Below are 20,533 nucleotides of genomic sequence, written 5' to 3'. Positions count from 1 at the left end.
GTCGCCGTGTGCCGATGGCGCAACGGAACGGCACGACAACGACCCCGGAACGACACCCGTCAGATACCGCCGCACCCAATTCGATCAAGCAACGAGCGAGCCAGATTTTTGATGACTGACGCCACCCTCCTGAGTTCCAGCTATTCGCACTATGCCGCGCGCGCCGCCGCGGCCCGCCCGCAACTCGTCGCGCATGTCAGCGCGCTGGCCGATGAACCGCTGACGCGGGAGCGCATCGACGCGCGTCTCGACGCGCTGTGCGCCGAGGCGGCGGGCCCAGCCGGTGCGCCGGTCAACGAAGATGCGCTGAAGCGCGCGCTGCGCCAGCTGCGCACCGAAGTCTTCTGCGCGGTGATGGAGCGCGACCTGGCTGGCGAGGCCGATATCGCCGAAGTCACCGGCGCGATGACCGATCTGGCGGAAACGACGATCCAGCGCGCGCTGACGGTGCTGAGCGCCGAGCTCGAAGCGTTGTATGGCGAGCCGCGCGGCCAGCAGGGCGAGCGGCTCACGCTCGGCGTGGTCGGCATGGGCAAGCTCGGTGGGCGTGAGCTGAACGTGTCGTCGGATATCGACCTGATCTTTGTTTACGAGGACGACGGCGAGACCGTCGGCGGCCAGCGCTCGCCGCTCGCGACCCAGGAGTTCTTCACGCGCCTCGGCAAGCGGCTGATCGGCGCGCTCGCCGAAGTCACCGCCGACGGCTATGTATTCCGCGTCGATATGCGTCTGCGGCCGAACGGCGATTCGGGGCCGCTCGTTTGCAGCCTCGGCATGCTCGAAGAGTATTTCTACGTACAGGGCCGCGAGTGGGAGCGCTACGCGTGGATCAAGGGCCGACTCGTGTCCGAGGGCACGAGCGCGTCGGCGCAGCGGCTGCGCAAGCAACTCGACGCGATCGTCACGCCGTTCGTCTATCGACGCTATCTGGATTTCGGCGTGATCAGCGCGATCCGCGCGCTGCATCTGCAGATCCGTCAGGAGGCGCAGCGCCGCGCGTCGATGCGCCCGGACAAGGCCGACGACATCAAGCTCGGCCGTGGCGGCATCCGTGAAATCGAATTCAGCGCGCAGGTGTTCCAGCTGATCCGCGGCGGCCAGGACGCCGGCTTTCGCGTGCGGCCGACGCTCGCCGTGCTGCGCCACGCGACCACGCATGGGCTGATGGACTCGTCGGTCTGCGTGAAGCTGTCGCAGGCGTATCGCTTTCTGCGTGAGCTCGAGCATCGTTTGCAATATCGCAACGACGCGCAGACCCACGCGATGCCCGTCGATGCCGAAGACCGCATGGCGCTCGCGCGCGCGATGGGCTGCGACGACTACCCGCAACTGATGACGAAGCTCGACGCGCATCGCGAGTTCGTGGAACAGCAGTTCGACCAGATTTTCGCCGACAAGGTGAACGGGCGCGACGGCTGCGGCGCGCCCGAGGACGGCGCGGCCGCGTGGGTATGGAGCAGCGCGCTCGCCGACGACAGCGCCGACGACGCGCTGCGCGCGCGCCTCGTCGAGCTGGGTATGGCCGAGCCCGGCGAGCTGCTCGCGCGGCTGCGGGGGGTATGGCGCTCGTCGCGCTACACGGGCCTGAACGAGCGCAGCCGGCAGCGTTTCGACATCGTCGCGCAGCGCGCGCTCGATGCCGCGCGCACGCTGGAGCCGGCTGCGCGGCGCGCCGATACGGTCGCGCGCTTTTTCGATCTGCTCGAAGCGGTGAGCCGGCGCGGCGCGTATCTCGCGCTTCTGACCGAATATCCGCAGGCGCTGCACCAGGTGCTGTCGGTGTTAGGCGGCTCGCGCTGGGCGGCGGGCTATCTGATCCGCCATCCGCAGCTGCTCGACGAACTGCTCGACGGTGAGGTGATCAACAGCCCGTTCGACTGGGCCGAATTCAAGCGTACCTTGCGTTTGCGGCTCGCGGCCGCCGATGGCGTCGAGCAGCAGATGGATCTGCTGCGTCACGCGCATCAGGCCGAGGTGTTCCGCATTTTGCTGATCGATCTGGCCGGCAAGCTGTCCGTCGAGCACGTCAGCGACCGGCTGTCCGAACTCGCCGACGCGGTGCTCGACGTGACGATCGAAGCCGTGTGGAAGCAGCTGGCCAAACGTCACCGCGACGCGCCGCGCTTCGCGGTGATCGCCTACGGCAAGCTCGGCGGCAAGGAGCTCGGCTACGCGTCGGACCTCGACCTGATCTTCCTGTACGACGATCCCGACGATGCCGCCGCCGACGTCTACGCCACCTACACGCGGCGCCTGATCACGTGGCTGACCACCGCGACCGGCGCCGGCACGCTGTTCGACATCGACCTGCGACTGCGGCCCAACGGCGAGTCGGGCCTGCTCGTCACCGATCTCGACGCGTTTCGCCGTTACCAGCTGCGCGAGGGCGACGCGGCGAATACCGCGTGGGTGTGGGAGCATCAGGCGCTGACGCGCGCGCGTTACTGCGCGGGCGATCCGGAGATCGGCGCGAAGTTCGAGGCGATCCGCAAACAGGTGCTGACGATGCCGCGCGAAGCGCCACCGCTCGCGAAGGAGATCGTCGAGATGCGCGCGCGTGTCGAGGCGGGACATCCTAACCAAACGCCGGCGCTGTTCGATCTGAAACACGACCGCGGCGGCATGGTCGATATCGAGTTCACGGTGCAGTACTGGGTGCTGCTGCATGCGGCGCGCGATCCCGAGCTGATCCGCAATACCGGCAACATCGCGCTATTGCGCGAGGTGTCGCGTTTCGGGCTGATGAGCGAGGCGGAAGCGGAGACGGTCGGTGCCGCGTATCGACGGTATCGCAAGTTGCAGCACACGCTGCGGCTCGATGGGATGGAGAAGGCGCGGGTCGATCCGGCGCTGGTCACGACCGAGCGCGAGGCGGTGCTGGCGTTGTGGAACAGGGTGTTTGGGTGATGGCGCTGACACACTTCGCGTAGCGCATCATGCGTGGCCGGGATCGTTGTGACGTCCCGGCCGACCCGACTCGGGCCGTATGCGGCGGACCAGGCTCGGCGCAAACTCAAGCGGCCAGCATTTCCTTCGCGTGCTTGCGCGTGGTCGCCGTGATTTCGAGGCCGCCGAGCATCCGCGCGACTTCCTCGATGCGGCTTGACTTGTCAAGCGAGGTCACGCTGCTGAGCGTGCCGCCGTTGCCGTTGCTCAACTTTGCGACCTGGAAATGATGATCGCCGCGCGCGGCGACCTGCGGCAGATGGGTCACGCACAGCACCTGGCGCGCCTCGCCGAGCTGATGCAATAGCCGCCCGACCACTTCTGCCACGCCACCACCGATGCCGGTATCCACTTCGTCGAAGATCAGCGTCGGTGTCGGGCTGGCCGCGCTCGCGATCACCGCGAGCGCGAGACTGATACGCGCGAGTTCGCCGCCCGACGCGACCTTCGCGAGCGGCCGCAGCGGCACGCCGGCATGACCGGCGACGCGGAACTCGATCTGTTCGAGTCCATGCGCGCCGCCTTCAGGCAGCGGTACCAGCGCGACTTCGAAGCTGCCGCCTTTCATCGACAGTTCCTGCATGCCGGTCGTGACCGCTTCGCCGAGCGCCCTGGCTGCTTTGGCGCGTGCTTTCGACAGTTTTTTCGCCTCGCCGACGAACACTTCCTTCGCTTGTGCCTCGGCGGCGCGTAGACCGTCGAGGTCGGCGGCGGCGTCGAGCGCGGCCAGTTGCTGGCGCCGCGCCGCGTGTTCTTCCGGCAGCATCCCGGGTTGCAGGCGGAACTTGCGCGCGGCCGAGTGCAGCGCGTCGAGGCGTTTTTCGACCTGCGCGAGCCGCTCCGGATCGAGCTCGAGTTTCTGCGCGTAGTGGCTCAGCGAATGCGCGGCTTCCTGCAACTGGATTTCGGCCGGTTCCAGCGCGGCGAGCACGTCGTTCAGCGCCGGGTCGATGTCCGCGAGGTCGCGCATCTTCGACGCGATCGAGCCGAGATGCGTGATCATCGCGTCGTCCGATTCGGACAGCGCGCCGAGCACGCCCTGCACGCCGTCGATCAGATTCGCGGAATGCGACAGCCGCCGATGCTCGGTGTTGACCTCTTCCCATTCGCCCGGCTGCGGCGCGAGCTTGTCGAGCTCGGTGAGCTGCCACGCGAGTCGCTCGCGTTCGAGTTGCAGCTCGCGATCGCGCGTCTGCGCGTGCTCGACCGCCTGCGCCATGTCGCGCCACGTGCGCCAGGCGCGCGTGACGGCGCCGGCCATGTCGGACAGGCCCGCGTGCGTGTCGAACAGCTCGCGCTGCGCGTCCGGGCGCATCAGCAACTGGTGCGCGTGCTGGCCGTGAATGTCGACGAGCATTTCGCCGACCTCGCGCAGCTGCGCGAGCGTGGCCGCCGTGCCGTTGATGAACGCGCGCGAGCGGCCGTTCGCGTCGACCAGCCGCCGCAGCATCACGGTGCCGCCGTGCGGGCCGTCGTCGGCCGCGCCGAGCGCCTGCGCGTCGAGCCATTGATCGACCTGCGCGTGCGTTTCGAACTCCGCGGTGATGTCGGCGCGACTCTCGCCGGTGCGCACGACGCTCGCCTCGGCGCGCGCGCCGAGCGCGAGCGCGAGCGCGTCGATCAGGATCGATTTGCCGGCGCCGGTTTCGCCCGAGAAAACGGTGAAGCCGCTGTCGAATTCGAGGTCGAGCGCGGCGACGATGACGAAGTCGCGTATCGAGAGGTGGCGAAGCATGGGAGTCTTCGGGTGAGCTTGGGATTCGGGTGGCGGCCGCGGCGGCGTGCGCAATTCAAAGCGCCGCTTAAGGCCTCGGGTCTTCTTCGTGCGACGGGTACTCGTGCCAGTGCAGCTTCTTGCGCAGCGTCGCGTAATAGCTGTAGCCGACCGGATGCAGCATCGGCACCGTGTGGCGCGAACGGCGCACCTCGATCGTGTCGCCGAGCTCCAGCGACGTGAACGACTGCATGTCGAAATTGACGTTCACCTCGCGCCCGGAAACGATCTGGATGCTGACCTTCGATTCGTCCGGCAGCACGATCGGCCGGTTCGACAGCGCGTGCGGCGCGATCGGCACGAGCACGATGCCCTGTAGTTGCGGATGCAGGATCGGCCCCTGCGACGACAGCGCGTACGCGGTCGAGCCGGTCGGCGTCGCGACGATCAGGCCGTCCGAGCGCTGGTTGTACATGAAGCGGCCGTCGACCGACACGCGCAGCTCCGCCATGCCCGAGAAGCCGCTGCGGTTGACCACCACGTCGTTGAACGCGAGCGCGTGGTAGATCGGCGTGCCGTCGCGCACGATGCGCGCTTCCAGCAGCACGCGCTCCTCGCGCTCGAAATTGCCGGACAGCATTTGCGGCACGATCTCGCGCATGTCGGAGATCGGAATGTCCGTGATGAAGCCGAGCCGTCCGTGGTTGATGCCGATCAACGGCGTGTGATACGGCGCGAGCTGGCGGCCGATGCCGAGCATCGTGCCGTCGCCGCCTAGCACCACGGCGACGTCGGCACGCGCGCCGATCTGGGCGGGATGCAGCGCCGGATATTCGATCACGCCGATTTCGGCGGCGGTGTCGGCTTCGAACACGACTTCGAGGCCGAGCTTCGCGATGCACGCGGCGAGCGCGGTCAGCGGCTCGCCGATGCCTGGCGTATTGCTGCGCCCGACGAGCGCGACGGTCTTGAACTGGCTGGTCACTTGCATGCCGGCATTACACCATAGGTAGGGCCTGAAAAGAACCGCCGACCAACCCGGTTGTGGGCCGGCGCACGCAGGGCGTCAGCGCATGTCGCGATTATCGTTAGAATGGTGAAGACCCGATGACATGCGAGCCCGCCGAAGGCGGCGCATTCGCCGGGGGCGGGCGCCGCGGGCGCTCGCGGCTGCGGTGCCATTGAGCTAAAATTTTTCGTCATGCTAGATCCTCGCGCACAAACCCTCCTCAAAACGCTGATTGAGCGCTACATCGCCGAAGGTCAGCCGGTCGGCTCGCGCACGCTGTCACGTTATTCGGGCCTCGAACTGAGCCCGGCCACGATCCGCAACGTGATGTCGGATCTCGAGGATCTGGGACTCGTGATCAGTCCGCATACGTCGGCGGGGCGCATTCCGACGCCGCGCGGCTACCGTCTGTTCGTCGACACGATGCTGACGGTCGAGTCCGCCGCCGACGAGGAAGCGGTGATGCGCACCGTCAAGACCACGCTGCAGGTGAGCGAGCCGCAGAAGATCGTCGCGGCGGCGGCGAGCGTGCTGTCCAACCTGTCGCAGTTCGCCGGCGTCGTGCTCACGCCGCGCCGCAGCCACGTGTTCAAGCAGATCGAATTCATGCGCCTGTCCGATCAACGCATTCTGCTGATCATCGTGACGCCCGAAGGCGACGTGCAAAACCGCATCCTTGCCACCCAGCGCGACTTTTCGCCTTCGCAACTGGTGGAAGCCTCCAATTACATCAACGCGCACTTCGCGGGCCTGTCGTTCGACGAAGTGCGCCGCCGCCTGCGCGAGGAAATCGACGAGCTGCGCGGCGACATGACCTCGCTGATGCACGCGGCCGTCACCGCAAGCACCGACGAATCCGACACCGGCGAGACCGTGCTGATCTCGGGCGAGCGCAATCTGCTCGAAGTCGCCGATCTGTCGTCGGATATGGCGCGCCTGCGCAAGCTGTTCGATGTGTTCGACCAGAAGACCAGCCTCCTTCAGTTGCTCGACGTGTCGAGTCATGCGGCGGGCGTGCAGATTTTCATCGGCGGCGAATCGAATCTGGTGCCGATCGAGGAAATGAGCGTCGTCACCGCGCCGTACGAGGTGAACGGCAAGATCGTCGGCACGCTCGGCGTGATCGGGCCGACCCGCATGGCCTATAACCGCGTGATTCCGATCGTCGATATCACCGCGCGGCTGCTGTCCTTGACGCTCAGCCAGCAGTAGCCCCCGCGCTCCCCGGAACCGTCATCGCAACTCGTGCCGGCCATGATGCGCGAACCCGCGGCGTCTGCCAATCGTCCGAATGGCCAGGGGTGTCTGGCGGCGCCGGGCAGGACCCGCGCCGCTATAATGAATCTCCACTGAATCGACTCGCCGCGTAAAGCGGTGATTTCTGCTGCCTATGCGCTTCGACCTCGAGCGGCCTTCACAGAACGCCACGTCGCATCGCGTCGCCGTATTGCTGATCAATCTCGGCACGCCGGACGCACCGACGCCGCGTGCGGTGCGCCGCTACCTCGCGCAGTTCCTGACCGATCCTCGCGTGGTCGAAATTCCGGTGCTGTTGTGGCAGTTGATTCTGCGTCTGCTGATTCTGCCGTTTCGCGGCCGCAGCTCCGCGAAAAAATACGCCGCGGTCTGGATGCCCGAGGGCTCGCCGCTGCGTGTCCATACGGAGAAGCAACTGGAGGGTTTGCGCCACCTGCTGCAACTGAACGACTACACGGTACTGGTGGACTACGCGATGCGCTACGGCACGCCCGGCATTCCGGCGATGCTCAATCAGCTGAAGCTCGCGGGCGCCGAGCGCGTGCTGCTTATGCCGATGTATCCGCAATATTCGGCATCGACCACCGCGACTGCTTTCGACGAAGCTTTTTCCGCACTCAAGCGCATGCGCAACCAGCCGGAAATCCGCACCGTGCGCCAGTATGCCGATCACCCGGCGTACATCGCGGCGCTCGCCGCGCAGGTGCATCACTACTGGCATCAGCACGGCCGCCCCGACTTCGCGGCGGGCGACAAACTGGTGCTCAGTTTCCACGGCGTACCCAAGCGCACGCTCGACCTGGGCGACCCGTACCACGAGCAATGCCAGCAGACCGGCGCGCTGCTGATGCAGGCGCTCGGGGTGACGCCGGTCGAATGCCGCATCACGTTCCAGTCGCGCTTCGGCAAGGCCGAATGGCTGCAGCCCTATACGGCGCCGACGTTGAAGGAGCTCGGCGCGGCAGGCGTGCGGCGTGCTGACGTGTTTTGTCCGGGTTTCATCGCCGACTGCCTCGAAACGATCGAGGAAATCGGCATGGAAGTACGCGACGAATTTCTGCGGGCGGGTGGCAAGGAGTTTCACCGGATCGCCTGTCTGAACGCGTCCCAGCCGTGGGTTGCCGCGCTCGGCGAAATCGTCGCGCAGCATCTGCAGGGCTGGCCGGTGCAGGCAGTGCCGGTGCCGCACACGACATGAGCTTGAATACGCAGATGAACTACCGCATTTCAACCGAACCGGGCGCGAAACTGCGCATCGACAAATGGCTGTGGGCCGCGCGCTTTTTCAAGACGCGTTCGCTGGCCGCGGAGGCGGTCGAGAAGGGGCGGGTGCGCATCGGCGGCGCGGCCGTGAAACCGGCGAAGGACGTGCGTGTCGGCGATCTGGTCGAGATCGAGATCGAGCGGTACGTGTGGCGGGTGGAGGTGCTGGGCCTGTGCGAGGTACGCGGTCCGGCGAGCGTCGCGCAGACGCTTTATGTGGAAACCGCGGACAGCAAGGCGAAGCGGCAGGTCGAGCAGGAGCGGCGCCGGGAGTATCACGAGCCGGCCGCCGCGCTGCACGGGCGACCGACCAAACGCGACCGGCGCACTATCGACAGATTTTCAGGTGGGGATTGAAAAACTGCTCCATCGTGGCGTGCACGCCGCCGTACTCGGTGGTGTGGTCGTTGACCGCACCGGACATGCAGATGGTCGTGGTGCCCGCGATCAGTACCAGTGCGACCACCCCGATTGCAAAGGTCAGTTTCACGGTACTCCCTTGGGAAGGTGATGAGCTGAAACAGGCTTTCGGAAAGACTGTCAGGCGTTGGTAAGGCTTACGTCGGATTAGGGTTAACGTGCGTTGCCGCGCCATGACTGGAGAATAGGTCAGTTGCGGGCCGCACTCAATGCCTATCTGATCGCGCCACGTTAATGCTTGTTACGGCGCATTTCGCCTGCACGACGGTGGTGCGAAAAAACCCTCGGAGCCGCTTGAAACGGCTCTTGCAGGCCCCATCTGGGGTCGGGACTGGCGGTTCGGCGCGAAGACGCGTGGCGCGATTTTGCAAAGTACAGATCGCCGCGTGTCGGAACGGCTTTCACCGCCTTTGGCTTTTACTTTTTAACGACTTTCAGCGACATGGAAAACACGCAAGAGAACCCGACGAGCCAGAATTCCACGCCCGCCGACGAAGCCGCGCGCCAGGCCGCCGAGGCCGCTGCTCAACAGCAGGACACCGGCGCGCAGGTCGAACCGGCCCAGGGTGCCGACGACCAGGCGCTGGCCGAGGCTCAGGCGAAGATCGCCGAACTGCAGGAAAGCTTCCTGCGTGCGAAAGCCGAAACCGAAAACGTGCGGCGTCGCGCTCAGGAAGACGTCGCCAGGGCGCACAAGTTTGCGATCGAGAGTTTCGCCGAGCATCTGCTGCCAGTGGTCGACAGTCTCGAGGCGGCCATTGCCCATTCATCCGACGACGTGCAGAAGGTCCGCGAAGGCGTCGAGCTCACGCTGCGTCAGTTGAGCGGCGCGCTCGAGAAAGGCCGCGTCGTCGCCATCAATCCGGTCGGCGAAAAGTTCGACCCGCATCGCCATCAGGCCATTTCGATGGTGCCGGCCGATCAGGAGCCGAACACCGTCGTCGCGGTGCTGCAAAAGGGCTTCGTGATCGCGGATCGCGTGCTGCGTCCCGCGCTCGTGACCGTCGCGGCGCCGAAGTAAGCGCGGCGACGCACGCCCGGCATCGTCGCTTGGCGTGGCGAAAGATCCCGTCGATTCAGGCACTTACGGCGAGCCACGCCGGGGCGTCGCGCAGGCTGACGGAGCGGGCTCGCAGCGAAGATTCAGGCGCCCGTCGCGTGATTGAAAAAAATTAAAGACCGCATCGCAAAAGAGGTCTTGAAAACGATGTGGCCGCACTTACTTTCAGTGCAGGTATGAATTGAGAGCGGAACGTCCCGCCGCCAGATGGGCCAACCGGGCGCTTTCCGCAGCGATCAAAGTCAGGAGATTTGTAAAAATGGGCAAAATCATCGGCATCGACCTCGGCACGACCAACTCGTGCGTGGCGATCATGGAAGGCAATTCGGTCAAGGTCATCGAGAACTCGGAAGGCGCGCGCACCACGCCGTCGATCATCGCTTACATGGAAGACAGCGAGATCCTGGTCGGCGCGCCGGCCAAGCGTCAGTCGGTCACGAACCCGAAGAACACGCTGTTCGCGGTCAAGCGCCTGATCGGCCGCCGCTTCGAAGAGAAGGAAGTGCAGAAGGACATCGGCCTGATGCCCTACAAGATCATGAAGGCCGACAACGGTGACGCATGGATCGAAGTGCGCGACCAGAAGCTTGCGCCGCCGCAAATCTCCGCCGAAGTGCTGCGCAAGATGAAGAAGACCGCTGAGGACTACCTCGGCGAGACCGTCACGGAGGCCGTGATCACGGTGCCGGCGTACTTCAACGACAGCCAGCGTCAGGCAACCAAGGACGCCGGCCGCATCGCCGGTCTGGAAGTCAAGCGGATCATCAACGAACCGACCGCAGCCGCATTGGCATTCGGCCTGGACAAGGCTGAAAAGGGTGACCGCAAGATCGCCGTGTTTGACCTCGGCGGCGGCACGTTCGACATCTCGATCATCGAAATCGCGGATGTTGACGGTGAAATGCAGTTCGAAGTGCTGTCCACGAACGGCGACACGTTCCTCGGCGGCGAGGACTTCGACCAGCGCATCATCGACTACATCATCGGCGAGTTCAAGAAGGAGCAGGGCGTCGATCTGTCGAAAGACGTGCTCGCGCTGCAGCGCCTGAAGGAATCGGCTGAAAAGGCGAAGATCGAACTGTCGTCGAGCCAGCAGACCGAAATCAACCTGCCATACATCACGGCCGACGCATCGGGTCCGAAGCACCTGAACCTGAAGATCACGCGCGCCAAGCTCGAAGCGCTGGTTGAAGAGCTGATCGAACGCACGATCGAGCCGTGCCGCGTCGCGATCAAGGACGCAGGCGTGAAGGTCGGCGAAATCGACGACGTGATCCTGGTCGGCGGCATGACCCGTATGCCGAAGGTGCAGGAAAAGGTGAAGGAATTCTTCGGCAAGGATCCGCGCCGTGACGTGAACCCGGACGAAGCCGTGGCCGTTGGTGCTGCGATCCAGGGCCAGGTTCTGTCGGGCGACCGCAAGGACGTTCTGCTGCTCGACGTGACCCCGCTGTCGCTCGGCATCGAAACGCTCGGCGGCGTGATGACGAAGATGATCAACAAGAACACCACGATCCCGACCAAGCACGCGCAGGTCTACTCGACGGCTGATGATAATCAGGGCGCCGTGACGATCAAGGTGTTCCAGGGCGAACGCGAAATGGCAGCGGGCAACAAGCTGCTGGGCGAGTTCAACCTCGAAGGCATCCCGCCGGCACCGCGCGGCGTGCCGCAGATCGAAGTGAGCTTCGACATCGACGCGAACGGCATTCTGCACGTCGGCGCGAAGGACAAGGCGACCGGCAAGGAAAACCGCATCACGATCAAGGCGAACTCGGGTCTGTCCGAAGCCGAAATCGAGAAGATGGTGAAGGACGCCGAAGCGAACGCGGAAGAAGATCACAAGCTGCGTGAGCTGGCCGACGCCCGCAACCAGGGTGACGCGCTCGTCCACAGCACGAAGAAGGCGCTGACCGAGTACGGCGACAAGCTCGAAGCCGGCGAGAAGGACAAGATCGAAGCCGCGTTGAAAGACCTCGAAGACACGCTGAAGAGCAACTCGAGCGACAAGGCCGCGATCGAAGCGAAGATCGAAGCGGTGGCCACGGCCTCGCAGAAGATGGGCGAGAAGATGTACGCCGACATGCAGGCTACGCAAGGTGCCGATGCGGCAGCGGGCGCGGCGGGCGGTGCCGGTGCATCGGCGGGCGCGAGCCAGCAGGCCGACGACGTGGTCGACGCGGACTTCAAGGAAGTGAAGAAGGATTAAAGCCAGGTCGGCATCCGACCGTAAAGCCGTGCACAGCAATGTGCGCGGCCCGGCTGCACGAGAACGGCGCCTCTGGGGCGCCCAAAGTGCAAGAGCGGTTTTCGCGCCTGGCGAGCCTTTTTGGGCTCTCCGGGCACGTTCGTTTTATGGAGGGCGTTGTTTTGAACCGTGCCCTGGCGCGGCGCAGGCAGCGGCCGCACGAGTCGTTAGACTCCACAGCATTCACAAGGAGCTACCGCGTCGCTTTGCGCGGCGGCGTTGAACCGATATGGCGAAACGGGATTACTACGAGGTTCTGGGCGTCGCGAAGAACGCGAGCGACGACGAAATCAAGAAGGCTTATCGCAAGCTCGCGATGAAGCACCACCCCGACCGCAATCCGGGCCACAAGGATGCGGAAGAGCATTTCAAGGAGGTGAAGGAAGCCTATGAAATGCTGTCGGATTCGCAAAAGCGCGCCGCGTACGATCAGTACGGTCACGCGGGCGTCGATCCGAACATGGGTGGGGCCGGCGCACAGGGCTTCGGTGGCTTTGCCGATGCATTCGGCGACATCTTCGGCGACATCTTCGGCCAGGCGGCCGGCAGTGCACGCGGAGGTGGCCGCGCGGGTCCGCAGGTATATCGCGGCGCCGATCTGCGCTACAGCATGGAAATCACGCTCGAACAGGCCGCGCACGGCTACGACACGCAGATTCGCGTGCCGAGCTGGGTCTCGTGCGAAGTCTGTCACGGCTCGGGCGCGAAGCCGGGCACCAAGCCGGAAACCTGCCCGACCTGCAGCGGCTCGGGCTCTGTGCGCATGTCGCAGGGCTTCTTCAGCATCCAGCAGACTTGCCCGAAGTGCCACGGCACTGGCACCTACATCCCCGAACCGTGCAATCACTGCCACGGCGCGGGCAAGGTGAAGGAAACCAAGACGCTCGAAGTGAAGATTCCGGCCGGTATCGACGACGGCATGCGCATCCGCTCGGCCGGCAACGGCGAGCCGGGCATCAACGGCGGTCCGTCGGGCGATCTGTACGTCGAGATTCATATCAAGCAACACTCGGTGTTCGAGCGTGACGGCGACGATCTGCATTGCCAGATGCCGATCCCGTTTACTACCGCGGCGCTCGGCGGCGATATCGAGGTGCCGACGCTCGCCGGCCGCGCGAGCTTCACGGTGCCGGAAGGCACGCAGTCGGGCAAGACGTTCCGTTTGCGCGGCAAGGGTATCAAGGGGCTGCGTTCGAGCATCGCCGGCGATCTATACGTGCACGTGCAGGTCGAAACGCCGGTCAAGCTCACCGAAGCGCAGCGCGATCTGCTCAAGCAGTTCGAAAAGGCGCTCGTGGAAGGCGGTTCGCGGCATAGTCCGCAAAGCAAGAGCTGGTTCGATCGCGTGAAGAGCTTTTTCGATTGATCTGATGTGGCGGTCAGTATGACGGTGGACAGGCGCGGCGCGATGTTCGCGCTGCTCGACGATTGCGATGCAACGGCGGCGCGCCCGTCGAGCCGCTTGTACACGGGTTTAGTGCGCGAGCGGGTCTGCACGGAGGCCGCGCAGCTCGAAGCTGTGTGCGACAACGTCGCGGCGGATGCCCGCAACGGTCTGCACGCTGTCGTGCTCGCCGACTATGAATTTGGCCGCGAGCTGATGGGTTTCGATGCGCGCCGGTCTACCGAAACGCAGCGTGGCAATGCCGCGCTGCGTTTTTTATTGTTCGAACGCTGCGCGAAGCTTTCGCGCGACGAGGTCGACGCGTGGCTGATGGCGCGTGACGATGGTGCGCCCGAACCCTCGGTCGCGGGCACGGCGAACGTGCGCGAGAGCGTCGACCGCGCGCAGTTCGACGCGGCGATCGACGCGATTCATGCCGCCCTGCGCGCGGGCGATTCCTATCAAGTCAACTACACATACCGGCTCGGCTTCGACGTGTTCGGTTCGCCGCTCGCGTTCTATCGGCGTTTGCGCGTGCGCCAGCCGGTGCGGTTCGGCGCGCTGATCGCATTGCCGGACGCTGCGTGGGTGCTGTCGTGTTCGCCTGAACTATTCGTCGAAAAACACGGCGCGACATTGCGCGCGCGGCCGATGAAGGGCACGGCGCCGCGCTCGCAAGATGCTGCCACCGACCGGAGCAACGCCGAGTTCCTCGCCAACGACCCGAAGAACCGCGCCGAGAACGTGATGATCGTCGATCTGTTGCGCAACGATCTATCGCGGGTCGCGCAGATCGGGTCGGTCAACGTGCCCGCGCTGTTCTCGGTCGAGCCGTATGCGTCGGTGTGGCAGATGACCTCGACGGTGGAGGCGACGTTGCTCGGCGGCACCTCGTTCGCGACGATCCTGCGCGCGCTGTTTCCATGCGGCTCGATTACCGGTGCGCCGAAGCATCGCACGATGCAGTTGATCGACGAACTGGAAAGCACGCCGCGCGGGCTTTATACCGGCGCGATCGGCTGGCTCGATGCGCCCGGCGATAATCACGATTGCGGCGACTTCTGCATGTCGGTCGCGATCCGCACGCTGACATTGACTGCGTCGACGGCGCAAGCCGGCGGCACGGACGGTCTGCGCGGCAGCATGGGCATCGGCGCGGGCATCGTGCTCGACAGCGTGGCCGCCGACGAGCACGAGGAGTGTCGATTGAAAGGACGTTTTCTGACGGGCGCCGAGCCGGGTTTCGAACTGTTCGAAACGATGTACGCCACGCGGGAAGATGGCGTGCGGCACGTCGAGCGGCATCTGCGGCGCCTGTCGTCGAGCGCCGCGACGCTTGGCTTCGGGTTCGACGAGAAGCGCGTTCGCGAGGAATTTTCAGCGCGGTGCGCCACGCTGCCGGCGCAGACGCCGCATCGTATGCGTCTTGCTTTGAGCAAGAGCGGCGCGACGCAGATCACCGCCGCGGTACTTGCGCCGTTAGCGGATGCGATCGTTGGCGTTCTGCTCGGCTCCGAAGCCCGCTTCGCGCCGACCCGCGCCGCCGATCCGCTGCTGCGCCACAAGACCACGCGCCGCGCCGACTACGACCGCGGCTGGCGCGAAGCCGAAGCGAAGGGCGCCTTCGATACGCTGTTCTTCAATGAACGGGGCGAGCTGACCGAAGGCGGCAGGTCGAACGTGTTCGTCAAGCTCGCGGGACAATGGTGGACTCCGCCGCTCGCGTCAGGCGTGCTGCCTGGTGTCATGCGAAGCGTGCTGCTCGACGACGCGTCGGGCCTGCGGGCAGGTGAAAAAGTGCTGACGCGGGCGGATGTGCTGAACGCCGAAGCGCTGCTCGTGTGCAACGCGTTGCGCGGCGCGGTGCCGGCACGGGTTGTTGGTTAGAGCGCGGAAACAAACGTGAATGCCGCGCGCTCGCGCGGCAATAAAGCATCAGAACGTGTGCTCGGCGCCGGGAAACGTCCCGTCCTTCACCGCTCGCACATACGCCTCGACGGCCGCCTGAATGTTCGGCTGCCCCTGCATGAAATCCTTCACGAAGCGCGGCCGCTTGCCGGGAAAAATCCCGAGCATGTCATGCAGCACCAGCACCTGACCCGAGCAATCGAGGCCCGCGCCGATCCCAATCGTCGGAATGCGCAGCAACTGCGTGACCTCGTCCGCGAGTTGCGACGGGATCGCTTCCATCACGATCAATTGCGCGCCGGCTTCCTGCACGGCGAGCGAATCGCGCAGCAGCTGGCTCGCGCCCGCTTCGGTCTTGCCCTGCACCTTGAAGCCGCCGAACGCATGCACCGACTGCGGCGTGAGACCCACATGCGCGCACACCGGGATCGAGCGCTCGACCAGAAACCGCACCGTGTCCGCGACCCATTCGCCGCCTTCGAGCTTGACCATCTGCGCGCCCGCGCGCATCAGTTCGACCGAGCTCCTGAATGCGTCTTCGCGCGTGCCGTACGTGCCGAACGGCAGGTCAGCGACGATCAGTGCCGACGGCTTCGCGCGCGCGACGCTCGCCGTGTGATACACGATGTCGGCAAGCGATACCGGCAGCGTGGTCGGCTGGCCTTGCAGCACGTTGCCGAGCGAGTCGCCGATCAGCAGCACGTCGACGCCCGCGCGCTCGAGCAGTGCGGCGAAGCTCGCGTCGTAACAGGTGAGCATCGCGATCTTCTCGCCGGCGTCGCGCATTGCCTGCAGTTTCGGCACGGTGATCGCGCTCCGGCTCGCTTCCTGCAAATAAGTCATGGTCAATCCAGTGAGAAAGAGAGTTGGCCGCGCCGCTTACAGCGACGTGCCTTTGACGAAGAATTCCTTGCGGCCGCGCATCGTCTCGATGCGTTCGACGAGCAGCGCAAGGTCCGCGTCGGAGTCGAACGGGTTCAGGTGTTCGGCGTTGACCGTCAGCACCGGCGTGCGGTCGTAGTGGTAGAAGAATTCGTTGTATGCGTCGCACAGCGCGCGCAGATACGCATCGGAAATCTGCAGTTCCATTGGCACCGCGCGCTTCTGGATGCGCGCGAACAGCACCTCGGGGCTCGCCTGCAGGTAGACGACGAAGTCAGGCGCCGGCGCGCTGACGTCGAGGCGGGCGGCAAGCGCGCGGTACAGTTGCCACTCGTCGTCCTGCAAGATCAGACGCGCGAAGATGTCGTTTCGCTGCGTGATGAAGTCGGCGATCAGTGGCGTGCCGCTCGCCTGCGCGGCGTTCACTTCCTGCGCCTGCTGCGCGCGTTGCAGCGCGAAATGCAGCTGCACGGGCAGCGCATAGCGCGTGGTGTCGCGATAGAAGCGTTCGAGAAACGGATTGTCTTGCGAGCGCTCGAACAGTTCGTGCATCGACCAGCGCTGCGCGAGGCGCCGCGCGAGTGAGGTCTTGCCGACGCCGATCGGCCCCTCGATCGCGATATAGCCGAACGGCGGGCGCAGCTGCGGCGCGGTGACCGTGAGCGGCGTCGAACTCATTCGCAGCGGCCTTTTTCGGCGGAAGTGCCGCTCAGCGCATTGAGCATCGGGCACTGGCAAAGCGACTTCACCTTCTCGATGCGCTGCTCGCTGACGCTGTCGAGCAGCGCGGCGGCCCGGCCATGTTGCGGTATGACGATCGCCGCGTCGATCTCGACGAGCGGCACCAGCGCAAACGCGCGCTCGACGAGGCGTGGATGCGGCACGATCAGATCGGCTTCGTCGATCGATTGATCGCCATACAGCAGGATGTCGAGATCGAGCGTGCGCGGCGCATTGCGGAACGGCCGCTCACGGCCGAACTGATGCTCGATCTTGTGGCACAGCGCGAGCAGATGCCGCACGGGGAGCGTCGTTTCCAGTTTCACGACGCAGTTGAAATAGTCGTCGCCGCCCGCGTCGATCGGGGCGGTACGATACAGGCTCGATTTGGCGAGCACGGTGATGGTGTGCTGTTGTGCGAGGCACACCACCGCGTCTTTCAGGGTCTGGCGCGCGTCCCCGAGGTTCGCGCCGAGGCCAAGATAAGCAACCGTCATGGCATAACTTCCTGCAACTATCGGTTTGACGGCTTTTCCGCGAACGCCGGGTCAGTCTTCGTGCGAGCCTTCAAGGCCCGCGTCGTTGTCCGTGCGTTCGGCGGACGAGCCGCCCTCCACTCCGTCACCTGATTTGCGGCTTCTGGCGCCACCGCGCCGCCGTCGTTTTCTTGGGCTCCGGTCCTTCCCGCCTTGCGTGAGCAATGTTTCGCGCGCGACGGAGTCTCCTTCGATGAACTCCGTCCACCACGCACCGACCGACTCGTCGAGTTCGCCCGATGCGCAGCGCAACAGGAGGAAATCATACCCCGCTCTAAATCTTTGGTGTTCGAGCAGCTTCAGCGCGCTGCGGCCCGAGCGTTTTTCGAGGCGCAGTTGCAGGCCCCAGATCTCGCGCATGTCGGCCGAAAAGCGCTTGTGAATCGCGAGCTTTTCGGTCTGCATGTCGAGCACTTCGTCCATCGCGCGATGCAGCGCGGGCACTGGATACTCGCCTTCGGCCTCGAACTTCTGCCAGCGCTGCTGCACGTCGTGCCACAACAGCGTCGCGAACAGGAAACCCGGCGAGACCGGCTTGCCGGCGAGCACGCGTGTGTCGGTGTTGGAGAGTGCCAGCGAAATGAATTTTTCGCCGGTCGGCTGTTCGAGCACGACGTCGAGCAGCGGCAGCAGCCCATGATGCAGGCCTTCCTGGCGCAGCCGCTTCAGGCACGCGAGCGCGTGGCCCGACAGCATCAGCTTCAGCATTTCGTCGAACAGTCGCGCGGCCGGCACGTTGTTGATCAGATCGGCCATCTTCTCGATGGGTGCGCGCGTGGCGTCGTCGATGTCGAAGTCGAGTTTGGCGGCGAAGCGCACGATGCGCAGCAGGCGCACCGGATCCTCGCGATAGCGCGTGGCCGGGTCGCCGATCATGCGCAACAGGCGCGCGCGCATGTCGGCCATGCCGTTGTGATAGTCCAGCACGGTTTGCGTGGCCGGATCGTAGTACATCGCGTTGATCGTGAAGTCGCGGCGCGTGGCGTCCTCGTGCTGCTCGCCCCACACATTGTCGCGCAGCACGCGCCCGCTTGCATCGACCGCATGGGTGCGGCGGTCGAGCTCATCACGCTTCAGGCGCTTCGGCGGCGGCGCGTCGGCCGCGGGCGGATCGACCAGCGCGCGGAACGTCGAGGTTTCGATGATTTCCTGGCCGAACTGCACGTGCACGATCTGGAAGCGCCGGCCGATGATGCGCGCGCGGCGGAACAGCTTCTGCACCTGTTCGGGCGTCGCGTCGGTCGCGACGTCGAAGTCTTTCGGCTTCACGCCGAGCAGCAGGTCGCGCACCGCGCCACCGACGATGAACGCGCGGAAGCCCGCCTGTTGCAGGCCCTCTGTCACGCGGATCGCGTTGCGCGAGATCAGCGTGGGATCGATGCCGTGCACGTCGTGCGGAATGATGACGGGGACGTCCGGTTCGCGCGGCGCTTGCGCGGCGGCGGCACCGGCGGGCTTGCGACGCGGCCGCGCGGTTGTGCCGGAAGCGGTCGTGCCGGAAGCGGACTTGCGGCGCGCCGGCGGATTGCCATTAGCGTTGCTGTCGGCGCTGGCCTCGGCATGGGGGTCGGCGGAGAGCGTGTCGTCAGCGGTCGCCGAGTCCTGGCCGAATAGCTTGCGGATGAGTTTCTTGATCACGAGGGTTGGAAAAGTTCGAGGATGCGCCAGCCTTTGGCCTGCGCATGGGCACGCAACGTGTCGTCCGGATTGGTCGCGATGGGATCGGTGACTTTATCGAGCAGCGGGATGTCGTTGTGCGAATCGCTATAGAAATAGCTGTGCTCGAAGTCGCTCCAGCTCTTGCCGAGCGACGCGAGCCACATTTCGGTGCGCACGATCTTGCCCTCCTTGTAGCTCGGCGTGCCGGTCGGGCGGCCGGTGTAGGCGCCGTGCGGCTCGCCGCCGACGGTCTCCGCCTCGCACGCGATCAGCGTGTCGACGCCGAACGCTTGCGCGATCGGCCGCGTGATGAACTCGTTGGTCGCGGTGACGACGCAGCACAGGTCGCCCGCTTCGCGATGCTGTTTCACCAGCTCGAGTGCCACCGGCTGAATGGCCGGCGTGATGACCTCGTGCATGTACTGCGCGTGCAAGTCGGCAAGCTGCGCGCGGGTGTACTTCGCGAGCGGCGTCAGCATGGCGATCAGATAAGCGTGAATGTCGAGCTTGCCGGCCTTGTAGTCGGCGTAGAAGCGGTCGTTGTCACGGGCGAAATTTTCGGCGTCGACCATGCCTTTTTTCACCATGAAGCGGCCCCATTCGTGGTCGCTGTCGGTGGGAATGAGCGTGTGGTCGAGATCGAAGAGTGCAAGATTAGCCATGGGGGCCTATTTTACTTGAAGCGGGAAGGGCGGCGTATGAACCCGGCGCGGCGGCGGGATCGGGCGACGCGAGCATCGTGCGCAACAGCGGCAGCGTGACCGCGCGCTTCTGTTCGAGCGAGAAGCGGTCGAGCGCGTCGAGCAGCGCCATCAGGCTCGGCATGTCGCGGCGAAAGTGCGTGAGCAGGTAGGCCGGCACGTCGTCGGCGAGCATGATGCCGCGCTCGCGCGCCGCGCGTTTCAGCACCGCGGCCTTCGCGTCGTCGGGCAGCGGCGCGAGATGAAACACGAGACCCCAGCCGAGGCGCGTGCGCAAATCCTCGCGCACGGTCATGCCGATCGGCGCCGCGTTGCCCGCGGCGACGAGCGCGGTGGTGGGATGCGCGCGCACTTCGTTGAACAGGTTGAACACGGCGATCTGCTGCGCGGCAGACAGCGCGTCGCAGTCGTCGATCGCATAGAGCGCGACGCGCGGATCGAAGCCGAATGCGGCGAGGCTGCTCTGCGGACCGGCAAAGCGCGCATGTCCCGGCGGCGCTTCGTGGACGAGCGCCTGCAGCAGGTGCGTGCGGCCGCTGCCGGCTTCGCCCCAGATGTAGAAGGTGCGATCGGCGACCGGCCCGGCGGCGAGCGCGTTGTCGAGCTCACGCAGGCGCGTGACCAGCTCGGCGTTCGCGCCGGCGAAGAAATTGTCGAATGTCGATGGCGGCGGGGTGCCGAGATCGAGCGTCAGTTGACGAAGCACAGTAGGTTAATGCCGAAAATGAGGCTCAGGCCGCGAATGGCCCGACCTCGGCGCCTGGAACGTCGCCAGGCGGTCAGTTGTCGTAAAACGTGCTCGCCGGAACGTGAGGCCGCGCGTCGC

The 20,533-nt window shown here is 65.3% G+C and carries 17 protein-coding genes; 8 read left to right on the top strand and 9 right to left on the bottom strand.

Features of this window, described 5'->3' with window-relative positions; genetic code table 11:
• Positions 1 to 111: 111 nt before the first annotated feature.
• On the top strand, positions 112 to 2,907 hold the full coding sequence (gene glnE / locus F6X42_RS09010; RefSeq protein ID WP_187633871.1) for a bifunctional [glutamate--ammonia ligase]-adenylyl-L-tyrosine phosphorylase/[glutamate--ammonia-ligase] adenylyltransferase: 2,796 nt from the start codon (positions 112 to 114) through the stop codon (positions 2,905 to 2,907).
• A 106-nt stretch (positions 2,908 to 3,013) separates the two neighbouring features.
• Here glnE and recN read toward each other — a convergent pair whose 3' ends face one another.
• Positions 3,014 to 4,681, bottom strand: a complete 1,668-nt coding sequence (gene recN, locus F6X42_RS09005; RefSeq protein ID WP_187633870.1) for a DNA repair protein RecN — start codon at positions 4,679 to 4,681, stop codon at positions 3,014 to 3,016.
• A gap of 67 nt (positions 4,682 to 4,748) precedes the next feature.
• Complete coding sequence (locus tag F6X42_RS09000) at positions 4,749 to 5,651, bottom strand: NAD kinase (RefSeq protein WP_187633869.1); 903 nt, start codon at positions 5,649 to 5,651, stop codon at positions 4,749 to 4,751.
• Between the two features lie 210 nt (positions 5,652 to 5,861).
• On the opposite strand from F6X42_RS09000, the gene hrcA reads away from it, so the two are divergent.
• The 3 genes from hrcA to F6X42_RS08985 all read left to right on the top strand — a co-directional run bounded on the left by hrcA (position 5,862) and on the right by F6X42_RS08985 (position 8,546).
• Positions 5,862 to 6,881 (top strand): heat-inducible transcriptional repressor HrcA, encoded by a 1,020-nt coding sequence (hrcA, locus tag F6X42_RS08995; protein WP_187633868.1) that lies wholly within the window; start codon positions 5,862 to 5,864, stop codon positions 6,879 to 6,881.
• A gap of 178 nt (positions 6,882 to 7,059) precedes the next feature.
• The gene (gene hemH, locus F6X42_RS08990) at positions 7,060 to 8,124 is read left to right on the top strand and encodes a ferrochelatase (protein ID WP_187633867.1); all 1,065 of its coding nucleotides are present in this window, start codon (positions 7,060 to 7,062) and stop codon (positions 8,122 to 8,124) included.
• A gap of 14 nt (positions 8,125 to 8,138) precedes the next feature.
• Positions 8,139 to 8,546: an Hsp15 family ribosome-associated heat shock protein gene (locus F6X42_RS08985; RefSeq protein ID WP_187634023.1), complete on the top strand. Its 408-nt coding sequence runs from the start codon at positions 8,139 to 8,141 to the stop codon at positions 8,544 to 8,546.
• Here F6X42_RS08985 and F6X42_RS08980 read toward each other — a convergent pair.
• The gene (locus tag F6X42_RS08980; RefSeq protein WP_162842037.1) at positions 8,518 to 8,679 is read right to left on the bottom strand and encodes a hypothetical protein; all 162 of its coding nucleotides are present in this window, start codon (positions 8,677 to 8,679) and stop codon (positions 8,518 to 8,520) included. The two genes, F6X42_RS08985 and F6X42_RS08980, sit on opposite strands and share 29 nt — an antisense overlap.
• Before the next feature lie 372 nt (positions 8,680 to 9,051).
• Between F6X42_RS08980 and grpE the strand changes: the two genes are divergently transcribed.
• The 4 genes from grpE to pabB all read left to right on the top strand — a co-directional run bounded on the left by grpE (position 9,052) and on the right by pabB (position 15,188).
• Positions 9,052 to 9,630, top strand: coding sequence for a nucleotide exchange factor GrpE (gene grpE / locus F6X42_RS08975; RefSeq protein ID WP_187633866.1), 579 nt, complete (start codon positions 9,052 to 9,054; stop codon positions 9,628 to 9,630).
• A 298-nt stretch (positions 9,631 to 9,928) separates the two neighbouring features.
• A complete protein-coding gene (dnaK, locus tag F6X42_RS08970; RefSeq protein ID WP_187633865.1) occupies positions 9,929 to 11,878 on the top strand; it encodes a molecular chaperone DnaK in 1,950 nt (649 codons plus the stop codon).
• Between the two features lie 268 nt (positions 11,879 to 12,146).
• Positions 12,147 to 13,283: a molecular chaperone DnaJ gene (gene dnaJ / locus F6X42_RS08965; protein WP_187633864.1), complete on the top strand. Its 1,137-nt coding sequence runs from the start codon at positions 12,147 to 12,149 to the stop codon at positions 13,281 to 13,283.
• A gap of 18 nt (positions 13,284 to 13,301) precedes the next feature.
• Positions 13,302 to 15,188 carry an aminodeoxychorismate synthase component I gene (gene pabB / locus F6X42_RS08960; RefSeq protein ID WP_187633863.1) on the top strand — a complete coding sequence of 629 codons (1,887 nt, stop codon included), beginning with the start codon at positions 13,302 to 13,304 and terminating at the stop codon, positions 15,186 to 15,188.
• A gap of 48 nt (positions 15,189 to 15,236) precedes the next feature.
• Here pabB and panB read toward each other — a convergent pair whose 3' ends face one another.
• The 6 genes from panB to hda are packed head-to-tail and all read right to left on the bottom strand — an operon-like array spanning position 15,237 to position 20,413.
• Positions 15,237 to 16,052, bottom strand: a complete 816-nt coding sequence (gene panB / locus F6X42_RS08955; RefSeq protein WP_187633862.1) for a 3-methyl-2-oxobutanoate hydroxymethyltransferase — start codon at positions 16,050 to 16,052, stop codon at positions 15,237 to 15,239.
• Between the two features lie 36 nt (positions 16,053 to 16,088).
• The gene (locus F6X42_RS08950; protein WP_187633861.1) at positions 16,089 to 16,769 is read right to left on the bottom strand and encodes a deoxynucleoside kinase; all 681 of its coding nucleotides are present in this window, start codon (positions 16,767 to 16,769) and stop codon (positions 16,089 to 16,091) included.
• On the bottom strand, positions 16,766 to 17,308 hold the full coding sequence (folK, locus tag F6X42_RS08945) for a 2-amino-4-hydroxy-6-hydroxymethyldihydropteridine diphosphokinase (RefSeq protein WP_187633860.1): 543 nt from the start codon (positions 17,306 to 17,308) through the stop codon (positions 16,766 to 16,768). The genes F6X42_RS08950 and folK overlap by 4 nt, the downstream gene beginning before the upstream one ends.
• Before the next feature lie 51 nt (positions 17,309 to 17,359).
• A complete protein-coding gene (gene pcnB, locus F6X42_RS08940) occupies positions 17,360 to 18,985 on the bottom strand; it encodes a polynucleotide adenylyltransferase PcnB (protein ID WP_187633859.1) in 1,626 nt (541 codons plus the stop codon).
• Entirely contained in the window at positions 18,982 to 19,668 is a 687-nt protein-coding gene (locus F6X42_RS08935; RefSeq protein WP_187633858.1) for a histidinol-phosphatase, read from the bottom strand. The genes pcnB and F6X42_RS08935 overlap by 4 nt, the downstream gene beginning before the upstream one ends.
• Positions 19,661 to 20,413, bottom strand: a complete 753-nt coding sequence (gene hda / locus F6X42_RS08930; protein WP_187633857.1) for a DnaA regulatory inactivator Hda — start codon at positions 20,411 to 20,413, stop codon at positions 19,661 to 19,663. The genes F6X42_RS08935 and hda overlap by 8 nt, the downstream gene beginning before the upstream one ends.
• Positions 20,414 to 20,533 lie beyond the last annotated feature (120 nt).

The organism is Paraburkholderia podalyriae, from assembly GCF_014397785.1.
In the GTDB taxonomy this organism is placed as follows: Bacteria; Pseudomonadota; Gammaproteobacteria; order Burkholderiales; family Burkholderiaceae; genus Paraburkholderia; species Paraburkholderia podalyriae.
Note: the sequence above shows the minus strand (reverse complement) of the source record. Positions and strands in the feature narration are given on the sequence as shown.

Coding starts and splice junctions, on each gene's coding strand:
- glnE (WP_187633871.1), top strand. CDS start 112: ATGACTGACGCCACCCTCCTGAGTTCCAGCTATTCGCACTATGCCGCG.
- recN (WP_187633870.1), bottom strand. CDS start 4,681: ATGCTTCGCCACCTCTCGATACGCGACTTCGTCATCGTCGCCGCGCTC.
- F6X42_RS09000 (WP_187633869.1), bottom strand. CDS start 5,651: ATGCAAGTGACCAGCCAGTTCAAGACCGTCGCGCTCGTCGGGCGCAGC.
- hrcA (WP_187633868.1), top strand. CDS start 5,862: ATGCTAGATCCTCGCGCACAAACCCTCCTCAAAACGCTGATTGAGCGC.
- hemH (WP_187633867.1), top strand. CDS start 7,060: ATGCGCTTCGACCTCGAGCGGCCTTCACAGAACGCCACGTCGCATCGC.
- F6X42_RS08985 (WP_187634023.1), top strand. CDS start 8,139: ATGAACTACCGCATTTCAACCGAACCGGGCGCGAAACTGCGCATCGAC.
- grpE (WP_187633866.1), top strand. CDS start 9,052: ATGGAAAACACGCAAGAGAACCCGACGAGCCAGAATTCCACGCCCGCC.
- dnaK (WP_187633865.1), top strand. CDS start 9,929: ATGGGCAAAATCATCGGCATCGACCTCGGCACGACCAACTCGTGCGTG.
- dnaJ (WP_187633864.1), top strand. CDS start 12,147: ATGGCGAAACGGGATTACTACGAGGTTCTGGGCGTCGCGAAGAACGCG.
- pabB (WP_187633863.1), top strand. CDS start 13,302: ATGACGGTGGACAGGCGCGGCGCGATGTTCGCGCTGCTCGACGATTGC.
- panB (WP_187633862.1), bottom strand. CDS start 16,052: ATGACTTATTTGCAGGAAGCGAGCCGGAGCGCGATCACCGTGCCGAAA.
- F6X42_RS08950 (WP_187633861.1), bottom strand. CDS start 16,769: ATGAGTTCGACGCCGCTCACGGTCACCGCGCCGCAGCTGCGCCCGCCG.
- folK (WP_187633860.1), bottom strand. CDS start 17,308: ATGACGGTTGCTTATCTTGGCCTCGGCGCGAACCTCGGGGACGCGCGC.
- F6X42_RS08935 (WP_187633858.1), bottom strand. CDS start 19,668: ATGGCTAATCTTGCACTCTTCGATCTCGACCACACGCTCATTCCCACC.